Origin of the sequence: Streptomyces sp. NPDC017529 (genome assembly GCF_044329785.1) — a bacterium.
Lineage (GTDB): Bacteria > Actinomycetota > Actinomycetes > Streptomycetales > Streptomycetaceae > Streptomyces.
Genome location: NZ_JBIRJY010000021.1, coordinates 40,190 through 51,621, shown reverse-complemented (window position 1 = coordinate 51,621; position 11,432 = coordinate 40,190). Strand labels below are relative to the sequence as shown.

The 11,432-nt window shown below is 72.6% G+C and carries 8 protein-coding genes; 4 read left to right on the top strand and 4 right to left on the bottom strand.

Translation table 11 applies throughout. The features are described from left to right. Positions 1-147: 147 nt before the first annotated feature. The gene (locus tag ACH4K4_RS33045; RefSeq protein WP_398172529.1) at positions 148-594 is read right to left on the bottom strand and encodes an Lrp/AsnC family transcriptional regulator; all 447 of its coding nucleotides are present in this window, start codon (positions 592-594) and stop codon (positions 148-150) included. A gap of 697 nt (positions 595-1,291) precedes the next feature. Here ACH4K4_RS33045 and ACH4K4_RS33040 point away from each other — a divergent pair. Beyond that, positions 1,292-2,122 carry a methyltransferase domain-containing protein gene (locus ACH4K4_RS33040; RefSeq protein ID WP_398172527.1) on the top strand — a complete coding sequence of 277 codons (831 nt, stop codon included), beginning with the start codon at positions 1,292-1,294 and terminating at the stop codon, positions 2,120-2,122. 127 nt (positions 2,123-2,249) lie between these two features. Here the strand turns inward: ACH4K4_RS33040 and ACH4K4_RS33035 are convergent, their stop codons facing one another. Then, a complete protein-coding gene (locus ACH4K4_RS33035) occupies positions 2,250-3,944 on the bottom strand; it encodes a DUF885 domain-containing protein (protein ID WP_398172525.1) in 1,695 nt (564 codons plus the stop codon). Between the two features lie 172 nt (positions 3,945-4,116). On the opposite strand from ACH4K4_RS33035, the gene ACH4K4_RS33030 reads away from it, so the two are divergent. Both ACH4K4_RS33030 and ACH4K4_RS33025 read left to right on the top strand, forming a co-directional pair. Next, complete coding sequence (locus ACH4K4_RS33030; RefSeq protein ID WP_398172523.1) at positions 4,117-5,100, top strand: LysR substrate-binding domain-containing protein; 984 nt, start codon at positions 4,117-4,119, stop codon at positions 5,098-5,100. Positions 5,101-5,216: 116 nt separating this feature from the next. After that, on the top strand, positions 5,217-6,587 hold the full coding sequence (locus ACH4K4_RS33025) for a carbohydrate-binding protein (RefSeq protein WP_398172521.1): 1,371 nt from the start codon (positions 5,217-5,219) through the stop codon (positions 6,585-6,587). 171 nt (positions 6,588-6,758) lie between these two features. Here ACH4K4_RS33025 and ACH4K4_RS33020 read toward each other — a convergent pair whose 3' ends face one another. Beyond that, positions 6,759-8,180, bottom strand: coding sequence for a GNAT family N-acetyltransferase (locus tag ACH4K4_RS33020; RefSeq protein ID WP_398172519.1), 1,422 nt, complete (start codon positions 8,178-8,180; stop codon positions 6,759-6,761). Positions 8,181-8,302: 122 nt separating this feature from the next. Further along, on the bottom strand, positions 8,303-9,928 hold the full coding sequence (locus tag ACH4K4_RS33015; protein ID WP_398172517.1) for an alkaline phosphatase D family protein: 1,626 nt from the start codon (positions 9,926-9,928) through the stop codon (positions 8,303-8,305). A gap of 311 nt (positions 9,929-10,239) precedes the next feature. Here ACH4K4_RS33015 and ACH4K4_RS33010 point away from each other — a divergent pair, with 311 nt between their 5' ends. Continuing rightward, positions 10,240-11,124, top strand: coding sequence for an RNA polymerase sigma-70 factor (locus tag ACH4K4_RS33010; protein ID WP_398172586.1), 885 nt, complete (start codon positions 10,240-10,242; stop codon positions 11,122-11,124). Positions 11,125-11,432: the final 308 nt, after the last annotated feature.

Sequence of the window (11,432 nt, the reverse complement as noted above, 5' to 3'; positions counted from 1 at the left end):
GCGGCCCGCTCCCGGTGCCGGCTCGGAGGGATTCCGTGCCGACGACATCCCCGACGTCGCCGTGGCCGCCCTCACCGAGGACGGCCACGCACGACTGCGCCGGAGCCACCGCCGTGACCGGGGTGTGGCACGGCTGACCGGGGCGCCTCAGGCGCTGATCGGCCGCCGGGGGAGCGGTGAGGAGTACACGACGCTGGTCGTCACCGCGCCCAGGGCGCCCACCCGTCCCGACACCTCCTCCAGGTGCTTCATCGAGCGTGCGACGACCTTCAGAAGGAAGCAGTCGTCGCCCGTGACGTGATGCGCCTCCAGGATCTCGGGGGTGCTGTCCAGCAGTTCGTGGAAGGGTCTGTAGTCGCTGTCCGGGTAGCGCAGCCGCACGAAGGCCAGTACGGACAGGCCGATGCCGTCCGGGGCGATCACCGCGGCGTATCCGGATATCACCCCGGCCTCCTCCAGGCGCCGTACTCGTTCGGTCACGGCGCTCGCGGACATGCCCACCGCGCGGGCCAGTTCGGCGTAACCCGCGCGGCCGTTGCGCTGCAGGACGTCGAGGATGCGCCAGTCGGTGGCGTCAGGGGAATAGCCGGTCATGGGAGGTGTCTAGCAGTGGAATCCCCGGCGGATCAAGGGTTTTGCCGGGGCAGTGTGTCGTCGCACGCGTGGTCGCGCGTCATCCCCCACAACGTGCCGGCCCGCCTGCGCGACGCGATCGTCGCCCAGACGGGCCCCGAGCCCGGCCCTGCTCCCTCCTGTGAGGCCGTGCTCGCCTACGCCGAGTTGCACGTGATCGCCCACGACCCCGGATTCGCGTTCTACTGGGGAGCTTGGACGACCGCGGACAAGGCGTCCCTCTACGCCGGGACGCAGCACGCCACCGTGGCGACCGCGGAGGCGTTCGCCCGCGGCGAGGCCCCCCGCGCAGGTGACGGACGACGTGGCAGCGCTGGTGGCCAAGGGGCGCGGCGTGGACGACGGCCCGTGCTTCCGCGCCGCCCTCGGACCCGAACTGCGCTGGGCCGTCCAATATTTCCGCCGGTATGCCGCCCCCTTGGCGGTGCTCACCGGACACTCGGCCAATGTGGCGCACTCTCATTGCCTGCTCCTCGATGCCCTGCCCGGCCCTGCGAGTCCGGGGGACACCCAGCGCGCCGCTCTGCTCAGGCTGCACCGGAACCTGCCCATGCCTTTGCCCGAGTGGCCGGCCTAGCCCTGGCACGGTCGACACGGAAGGGGGATTTCGGCGCCGAAACAGTGCACCGGCACCGCTCCGGCTGGCATGGTTCCGGATGTGGGCAACGAACGCGAGGTCAGCGGGTATTACCGGCATCCGGGATCCCGACTGGGATATCCCCTGTTCCTCAACGGCACCAAGCACTTCGGCTATTACCGCGCGAATGATTCCCCGTGGCAGTGGTCGAAGGCGCTGCGCCGTATGGAGGACCAGATGGGGAAGACGCTCGCGTTGCCGCCCGGCGCGCGCGTGCTGGACGCGGGCTGCGGTGTGGGCGATGTGGCCGGTCACCTGGCAGGCCGTTTCGGGCTGCGGATCCACGGCGTGGACCTGCTGGATTTCCATGTCGCCACGGCGGCGCGCCGGGCCCGCCGGCGCGGGCTCGGCCACCTGCTCTCCTTCTCCCACGGTGACTACGCGGCGTCGGCTTTCCCCGAGGAGAGTTTCGACGCCGTGTACACGATGGAGACCCTGGTGCACGCGGCGGAGGCGGAGACCGCCCTGCGGCAATTCCACCGCGTACTGAAACCGGGCGGACGGCTGGTCATGTTCGAGTACGTCCGGGAATCCGACGACCGCATGCCCCCGTCGGCGGCCGATCTCTTCCGGCAGCTGAACACCTGGGCCGCGATGCCGTCGTTCCAGCGTTTCACCTACGGAACGCTGGAACGCCTGACGTCCGAAGCCGGATTCTCCGACGTCCGGGCCGAGGACATCTCCCGTCACATGTGGCCCATGCTCAAATGCTTCGCCGCGATCGCGCGGACGCCTTACGCGGCCGCCAAAGCCGCGGGGCTGCACCGGCACGCGGTGAATTCCATGTCGGCGGTGGAATTCTGGCGGCTCCGTGCCTTCTGGCGGTACGAGGTGCACAGCGCCGTGAAATGAGACGGGACGAAGGGGCACGGAGCGCGCCCGGACACGCAGTGCGCCCGGAGACGGCGAGCGCCCGGACCTGGCGAGCGGCCGGGCGCGCCGTCCTCGTGCACCCGGCCGCCGTGGCCACCGGCCCGTCTCAGATGCGCGACAGTTCGGTCAGCAGGTCGTCCAGTCCCAGTGAACCCTGCGACAACGCGGCCATGTGCCACGCCTTCAGGTCGAACTCCGCGCCGTGCCGCTGCCGCGCCGCCTCGCGGCCTGCGAGCCAGGTGCGCTCGCCCAGCTTGTAGCCGATGGCCTGGCCCGGCATGCCCTGGTAACGGATGATCTCGCTCTCGACGAAGTCCGCCGGACGGCTGCAGTGCCGCCCCAGGAACTCCTGGGCCAGCTCCGGCGTCCAGCGCTCACCCGGGTGGAACGGCGATTCCGCCGGAATGGTCAGTTCCAGGTGCATGCCGATGTCGATGATGACGCGGACCGCGCGCATCATCTGCGCGTCCAGGTACCCGAGCCGGCGCTCGGCGCTGGTCAGGAAGCCCAGCTCGTCCATCAGCCGCTCGGCGTACAGGGCCCAGCCCTCGGCGTTGGCGCTGACCATGCCCACCGTCGTCTGGTAGCGCGAGAGGTCCTCGGCGACGTGCGCCCACTGCGCCAGCTGGAGGTGGTGGCCGGGGACACCCTCGTGGTACCAGGTGGAGACCAGGTCGTACGCCGGGAAGCGGGTCTGCCCCATGGTCGGCAGCCAGGTGCGGCCGGGGCGGGAGAAGTCCAGCGAGGGGCTCGTGTAGTACGGGGCGGCGGCGCCACCGGGCGGCGCGATGCGCGACTCGACGTGCTTGACCCGCTCCGCGAGGTCGAAGTGCGTGCCGTCCAGCGCCTCGATGGCCTGGTCCATCAGCGCCTGGAGCCACTGGCGGGTCTCCTCGACGCCCACCACGGCCTCGCCGTTCTCGTCCAGCCAGGCCAGCGCCTCCCACGGGGTGCGTGCCCCGGGCAGGACCTTCTCGGCCTCCTTGACCATCTCGGCGTGCAGCCGGTGGAACTCCGACCAGCCGTACGTGTACGCCTCGTCCAGATCGAGGTCGGTGCCGTTGTAGAAGCGGGCACGCAGGGCGTAGCGCTCCCGGCCCACCACGTCGGGCGCGCCCTCGACCTGGGGCGCGTAGTGGTCGCGGAACCAGTCGCGCAGCTCCACGAGCGCGCCGGTCGCCACCGACGCCGCCGCGTCCAGCTCGGCGCGCAGCGCCTGCGGGCCCGGCTCGGTCAGGTCGTGGAACCAGCTACGGTCCGTACCGATCCAGGTGTCCAACTGCCCGATGACCGTGGCGACCTGGCGCGGTCCGGCGGGCAGGTTCTGCTTCAGCCCGGCGTCCAGCGAGGCGCGGTAGCCCTCCAGCGCCGCGGGCACGGCGCGCAGCCGCTGGGCGAGCGCCGCCCAGTCGGCGTCCGTGTCGACCGGCGTGATGGTCAGGACCTCGCGGACCGAGTGCAGCGGCGACTCCAGGTTGCTCACCGCGCGCAACCCCTCACCCGCCTCGTGCACCGCCAGCTCGGCGGTCAGCCGCTCCCGCAGCAGCCGGGCGCAGCGCCGTTCGCTCTCGCTGTCCGCCCCGGGCCGCCGCTCGGCCTCGGCGAGCCGGTCCAGCGTGGTGCGGGCCAGCTGGGCCACGGCTTCCTGGCCGGTGGGCGAGAAGTCGGGGAGCCGGCTCGAACTCTCGGGGACGCCGAGGAAGGTACCGGTGACGGGGTCGAGGTCGACCAGGGCGTCGACATAGGTGTCGGCGACCTGGCGGGGGAGCGGAGCGCTGTCGGAAGCAGTGGTGTGGGACATGGGCACCATCCTCGTACGGAGGGCCCCGGTACGTCATCATCAGCGCGCCGCCCGGTGCCCGTGCGGGGCCTGCGTCCGCGTAGGGCGAACGGGACGGGTAACCGGACGCGGTCCGTCATTGGTCCGGACCGGACTATTGCCTGCCGTCACGGCGGAGCACCAAGCTCGCAGGATGGACCTGGAACTGCGGCATTTGAAGACGATCCGGACGATCGCCGACGCGGGGAGCCTCACCAAGGCCGCAGCCCGGCTCGGCCTCGCCCAGCCCGCTCTGAGCGCACAGCTGAAACGGATAGAACGGGCGCTGGGAGGCCGGCTCTTCGAGCGCGGCCGCTTCGGGGTACGGGCCACGGCGCTGGGCGAGTTCGTGCTCGACCGTGCGCGTGTGGTGCTGCCGGCGATCAGCGAACTCCAGCAGGAAGCCGTACGGTTCGGGCACGCCGGTGACCGGATGGCGGGCTTCCGGATCGGCGGCACCCACGGCCCGCTGCTGGGCGGGCTGGTGGACCGGCTCGCGACCGCCTACCCGGGGGTGCCGGTGACCACGTTCACCACCTGGTCCGAACGCGAGATCGCCGCGTCGGTGGCCGCGGGGCGGCTGGACTTCGCCCTGGTCGGTGCCTGCGGGGAGAGCCCGGCGCCGGAGCCCGAACGGCTCACCTGGCGGGAGATCGCGGTGGACCCGGTCTTCGTCATGCTCGCCGAGAACCACCCGCTGGCCGGCCGGCGCGAGATCGGCCTGGGCGAACTGGCGGCGGAGGCGTGGGCGGACGTGCCGGGGGACGGCTGTTTCGCGGACTGCTTCACCCTGGCCTGCGCCCGCGCCGGCTTCACCCCGGTCCGGGTGTACGAGACGGACACCTCGTCCTGCATCCACCTGGTCCAGGTCGGCCGCGCCGCCGGGCTGTGCCGGGCGACCTTGCCGACCACGCCCGGAATGGTGACGAGACCGCTCGCCGGTACGCCGCTGACCTGGCGGCACCTGGTGGGCTGGCATCCGGGGACACCCGCCGCCGACTCCGCGCCGGAGGTCGTGGCCCAGGCGCGCGCCGCCCACGCCGAGGCGGCCGCGCGCAGCGAGAGCTATTCGGCCTGGCTCGCCGACCGCCGTTCGACGGCCGACCCCGGGCCTCCCGGGGCCGTCGACTACCCGTGATGCCACCGAGGCATCCATATCACCGGGCAGAAGGACAACTGGCATCTCCCGCGGGCCGGCACGCGGTCCTACGGTTTCGGCACCTCCACCCCCCCCGAGACCGAGGAGTTCTCCCCATGCGCCACAGACACGCCCGAACCAGCGCGTGTGCCGTCATAGCCGCCGTCGGCGCACTCGTCCTGACCGGGCTGCCCGGCTCCGGGGCGGCGCACGCCGACTCGACGACGCCGCAGGCACCCCGTACGGCGGCCGAGACCCTGTCCGTCGGCTCGACGTCCGACGCCGTGTTCCAGGCGATGCAGCGCGACCTGGGCCTGAACCGGGCGCAGGCCGAACGCCGGCTGGCCAACGAGGCGGAAGCCGGCGCGGTCGCCGGGCACCTCCGGAACGCGCTGGGCGGCTCGTTCGCCGGCGCCTGGGTCAGCGGCACCGAATCCGCCACGCTCACCGTGGCCACCACCGACGCCACACGTCTCCAGGCCATCCGCGCGGCGGGCGCACGCGCCGCGCACGTACCGAACACGCTCACCCGGCTCGAAGCCGCCAAGGCCGGGCTGGACCGCGCGTCGAAGCACCGGGCCGCCCCCACGGCCTCCTCCTGGTCGGTGGACGTCCGCACCAACACGGTGCAGCTGCGCGCCGCCGACCTGCCGTCGGCCCGGTCGTTCGTCGCCGCCAGCGGCGTGGACCGCGGCCTGGTGAGCGTGGGAGCGACCGCCGAGCGCCCCCGCCCGCTCTACGACATCCGCGGCGGCGACGCGTACTACATGGGCGGCGGCCGCTGCTCCGTCGGCTTCGCGATCACCCGCGGCTCCCAGCAGGGCTTCGCCACCGCGGGCCACTGCGGCCGCACCGGCACCTCCACCACCGGATACAACCAGGTGGCCCAGGGCAGCTTCCAGGCCTCCACCTTCCCCGGCCGCGACACGGCCTGGGTCGCCACCAACAGCAACTGGACCGCCACGCCGTACGTCAAGGGGCAGGGCGGCCAGAACGTCCGCGTCGCCGGGTCCACCCAGGCGCCGGTCGGCTCCTCGATCTGCCGCTCCGGTTCCACGACCGGCTGGCACTGCGGCACGATCCAGCAGCACAACACCAGCGTCACCTACCCGCAGGGCACCGTCAGCGGCGTGACCAGGACCTCCGTCTGCGCCGAGCCGGGCGACTCCGGCGGCTCCTTCATCTCCGGCAGCCAGGCCCAGGGCGTGACCTCCGGCGGGTCCGGCAACTGCCGCTCCGGCGGCACGACCTTCTACCAGCCGATCAACCCGCTGCTCCAGGGCTACGGCCTCACGCTGAAGACCGGCACGAGCGGCTCCGAGAACCCTGGCCCGAGCGAGCCCGACGGCACCTGGTCCGCCGGCACCGTGTACGAGGCGGGCGCCCAGGTCACGCACGGCGGTGCCACCTACCGCTGCCTGCAGAGCCACCAGGCCCAGCCGGGCTGGGAGCCCTCGAACGCACCGTCCCTCTGGGAGCAGGCCTGAGAACCACGGCGGTCACGGCTGCTGATGGGAACCACTGAGGACCACTGAGGTACGGACCGATCCGCACCGGTCTCCGTACCGCCCGGGGCCGGTTGGTACGAGCGCTCGCGTACCGGCCGGCCCCACCTCCGCTCCCGCGCGCATGTGTTTCCGCTGATTCCGCGCGCGAGGTCACGTCGTCCGGGGACCCGCGTCGGGCGCGGCCCCGGCCGCCTCGGGACGTACGGGCTCCCGCCGTACGGGCTCCCGCAGCGCGGACACCCCGGCGGGGCGGGCGGTGATCACCAGCGTGCCCTCCTCGATCTGGTAGTCCAGCGGCAGCCCGAGGCCGCGCATCGCCGCCACCATCCCGGTGTTGGACGCCTGGGTGATCGCGTACACGCTCGCGCTGCCCGCGTCGGCCGCCATGCCGACCAGCCGGCGCAGCAGCTCCGCCCCGATGCCGCGCCGCTGCCACGCGTCCTCGACCAACAGCGCCACCTCGGTCTCCTCGCCGTCCCACAGCAGGTGGCCGAGGGCCACCAGTCGCCCGGACGCCGTCTCGACCGCGAGCGTGCGGCCGAAGCGGGGGCCGAGCAGGTGGTCCAGGTAGCGCTCCGCGTCGGCGACCGGGCCGTGGTAGCGCATCGCCAGCGTCCGCGCCGAGCAGCGGGAGTGCATCGCACGCGCCGCCGCCAGGTCGCCGGCGCCGGCGCGGCGGACCGTGATGGGGCTGCCCTCGGGCAGGCTCAGCACGTCGCGGCGCGGCGGTACGCGCTGGCCGAGCCGGGCGTCCAGCTCGACGAGCGCCCGTACCCGCGCGAACTCGGTGGGCGTGAAGGGGAGGTGCGGGCGTTCGATGGTGACGGAGCCCCCGGACGGGTCGCGGAACTTCATGGTGTGCTCTTCGAGGATGCCCTCGTCCGGCACCCGCTCGGCCCGCGATCGCCCGTTCAGGGACCGCGCGGGCACCGAATGGATGGTGCAGCGCCCCAGCAACTGGCGTAGCGCGAGCGGCAGTTCGGCGGAGTCCAGGGCGGTTCGGGTGGCCAGGCCCAGCATCCGGGTCGGCGCGTCCACCAGGTCGTGGGCGTCGGCCCGCTCCAGCCAGGTGTGCGCGCCGCCCGCGGCGCCGACCGTACGGGACAGCTCGGCCGCGGGCAGCGGGGCGGGGGCGCGCAGCAGGAACTCGTCGACCGTCCCGTCCGACAGGGGGTGGGTCTGCAGGCTCAGGATGTCCACCCGGTGCCCGGCCAGCGCGGTGCACAGCGAGGCGAGGCTGCCCGGCTCGTCCCGTACGGTCGTGCGCATCCGCCACAGCGCCGTCTCCTGCCGCTCCCCGTCGGAGCGGGCGGGAGGCTCGGGCGCCGCGGCGCGGGTATCGGTCGGCGGCGGGGCGTGTTCGTGGCGGCGTGACCACCAGACGTGGAATGCGGCCGTGGCGAGCAGGGCGGCCGCCGAGCAGCACAGCAGCACCGGTCCCGACGGGCCGTGTGCGATGGCGTTGGCGAGGGCGTCCGCCACGGACACGGCGGTGAACAGGGCCGCCAGCTCGACCAGGTCCCGCCGCCAGTGGTGGCGGCGGGAGCTCTTGGCAGATGTCGCGTCAGTCATGCGGACAGCCTCGCCGACCGGTGTTGCCTGATCGCGAACGCTCTGTGACCGATGAGTAAAGGGCGCATTCGAGGCAAAAGGCGGCGGGTTGCGCTGCGGACCCGACAGGTACGCAGAGCGCGCTACCGGTCCGGCTGCCCCACCCGCCCCGGCTGCAACACCCGGCTGAACAGTACCTGCCCGCCCTCCTGGCGCAGCCGTACCGTCAACTCGCCGCTGTCCCCGTCGATGTCCACCTCGCCGAAGTACTGCGGGCTCTCGGCGGGCGAGACGTTGGCCCGCTGCGGCGCCTTGACGAAGGGCTGCGCGGGCCCGAACGTGCCGTCCAGCGGCACCGCGGGGAACCCGCCCGCGTTCAGCGGCCCCGACACGAACTCCCAGAACGGCGCGAAGTCCTCGAAGGCGGCACGTGACGGGTCGTAGTGCTGGGCGGAGGTGTAGTGCACATCGGTGGTCAGCCACACCGTGCCGGTGACGCGGCGATGCTTGATGTGCCGCAGCAGCTCCGCGATCTGCAGCTCCCGGCCGAGCGGCGCGCCCGGGTCACCCTGCGCCACCGCCTCGAAGTCCGCCGTGCCGTCCGCGACCACGAGCCCCAGCGGCAGGTCGGAGGCGATCACCTTCCACACGGCGCGGGACCGCGACAGCGCCCGCTTGAGCCACGCCAGCTGTTCGGCCCCGAGGATGCCCTGCCGGTCGTCGGTCTGCCGGTTGGGGGAGTTCGCGTTCCGGTACGTGCGCATGTCCAGCACGAACACGTCCAGCAGCGGCCCGTGGTTGATCACCCGGTAGACCCGCCCGCCCCGGTCGGACCGGAGCGTACGGATGGGGAAGTACTCCCGGAAGGCTCGCAGCGAACGCGCCGCGAGCACGTCCACGTCCTTCTCCGTGTACCGGGCGTCGTCGAGGATCTGGCCCGGGTACCAGTTGTTGCGCACCTCGTGGTCGTCCCACTGGATGACGGTGGGCACCTGTGCGTTGAAGGCGCGGAGGTTGGCGTCGAGCAGGTTGTAGCGGAACGCGCCGCGGTACTCCGCCAGTGTCTCGGCGACCTTGGACTTCTCCTCGGTGGTCACATTGCGCCAGATCCTGCCGTCGGGCAGTCGCACACTGGCCTCGATCGGGTTGTCGGCGTAGATGTTGTCACCGCTGCACAGGAAGAAGTCCGGGTCGCGGCGGCGCATCTCCTCGTAGATCCGGTAGCCGCCGTGGTCCGGATTGATGCCCCAGCCCTGCCCGGCCAGGTCGCCCGACCAGGTGAACCGCACGCTGTCGCGGCGCCCGGCCGAGGCGGTACGGAAGGTCCCGGTGACCGGCTCGCCCGTACGCCGGTAGTCGTGCGGGTCGGCGAGCAGCACCCGGTAGTGGATCTGCTCGCCGGACGGCAGGCCGTGCAGCGCGGTGGTGCCGGTGAAGTCCGTGCCGGGACCGAGCACCGGACCGTGCCAGGTGCGCGCGTTGCGGAACGCCTCGGTCGCCGCCGTCTGCACGATCATCCGGGCCGGCCGGTCGGAACGCGCCCACACCAGCCCGGAGGAGGCCGTCACGTCTCCGGTCTGCACGCCCCACAGGGCGCTCGGCCGCCCGGCGCGCGCCTGGGCGGGCGCCCCCGCGATACGGGACGGGGCGGCCGAGGGGCCCGGTCTCGCGGCGTTGGCGACGGCGGGGAGGGCGAGCGCCGCGGTACCGAGGGCCGCGCCGTGCAGTATTGACCGCCGGTTGACGGCTCTGCCGGATCCCTGCGCCATGTGAAACCTCCCGTTGAACGACCGGCCTTGGTGACGTCCTGTTCGTATCGTTGCCCGGTGCCGCGCGGGCGAACGCACGGTGAACCGCGGGGGAGTGCCGCGGTCCGCGACGCGCCGTGTCGGGGATGCCCCGGGCGCCCCGTGGCGCGTGCTGGGAGTAGGCGGCTCTCGACTTCTTTTGTTCTTTCTGACTCGAAGCCCCGCCCTTATGGAGCGTATTGCGCCGCGCTGTGCCGCACACCACGTCCGCGATTGTCGCTTTCCGGACATCCGTGCTGGACAACGTGCGGGCGGCCCGCTGGGATGAACGGGTGCAGACGGACTCCGCAACCGATGTCTTCCAGGAACACCGCCCGGTGCTGCTGGGCGTGGCCTACCGCATGCTCGGCCGGGTCGCCGACGCCGAGGACGTGGTCCAGGAGGCGTGGCTGCGCTGGTCGGCCGCCGACCGGGGACAGGTCCGCGAGCCGCGCGCGTACCTGGTGCGCGTCACCACCCGGCTGGCCATCGACCGGCTGCGGCAGGTCCAGGCGCGCCGCGAGTCGTACGTCGGCCCCTGGCTGCCCGAGCCGCTGGCCACGGACTTCGGCGGCACCGTCACCGACACCGCCGAGCGCGCCGTCCTCGCCGAGTCCGTCACCCTCGCCGTCCTGGTGGTCATGGAGTCGCTGTCGCCGCTGGAACGCGCGGTGTTCGTGCTGCGCGAGGCGTTCGGCTACCCGTACGCCGAGATCGCCACGGTCCTGGACCGCGGCGAGGCCGCGGTGCGCCAGCTCGCGGGACGCGCCCGGCGCCACGTCGAGGAGCGCCGGCCGCGCTTCGAGGTCGACCCCGTCCGGCAGCGCGACCTGACCGAGCGCTTCCTGACGGCGGCCGCCGGCGGAGACCTGGACGGGCTGCTGAGCCTGCTGGCCGACGACGCGCGCCTGGTCGGCGACAGCGGCGGCAAGGCCAAGGCGCCGCTGCGGATCATCGAGTCCGCCGACAAGGTCGGCCGGTTCCTGCTCGGCGTCATCAAGGGCGGCCTCCCGGACGCCGGGATGGAATTCCTGGAGTTCAACGGGGGCATCGCGCTGCTGGTGCGCTCCGGCGGCAAGCCGGACTCGCTCTTGCAGCTCGACGTGGCGGACGGCCGCATCCAAACTGTCTATATCATCCGCAACACGGACAAGCTGGCCTCCATCGGCGAGAACTGACCACCTCATCCGGTACGGGCGGACCGTACCGGCCGTACCACCTGCCCTGCCTCGCGCTGCCCTGCCTTGCTCTGCCTTGCCCCCTGCCCCGGGCGGTGATCCCGTTCGTGTACGAGCTGCCGTGCGCGTTTCACCGGCCCGCGAACGGATCCGACGATTGGTCTTGACCAAGGGTGGGGGCGGCCATATCGTCGCAGGGATACTGCAACAACCTTTAATAAAGAAGCGCTCATATCAGGAGCGCGGATGCGGGCTCGGGACCGGGCGCGCATGCGACGGGGGCCGGCCCCGTCGCGAAGACGGCCATG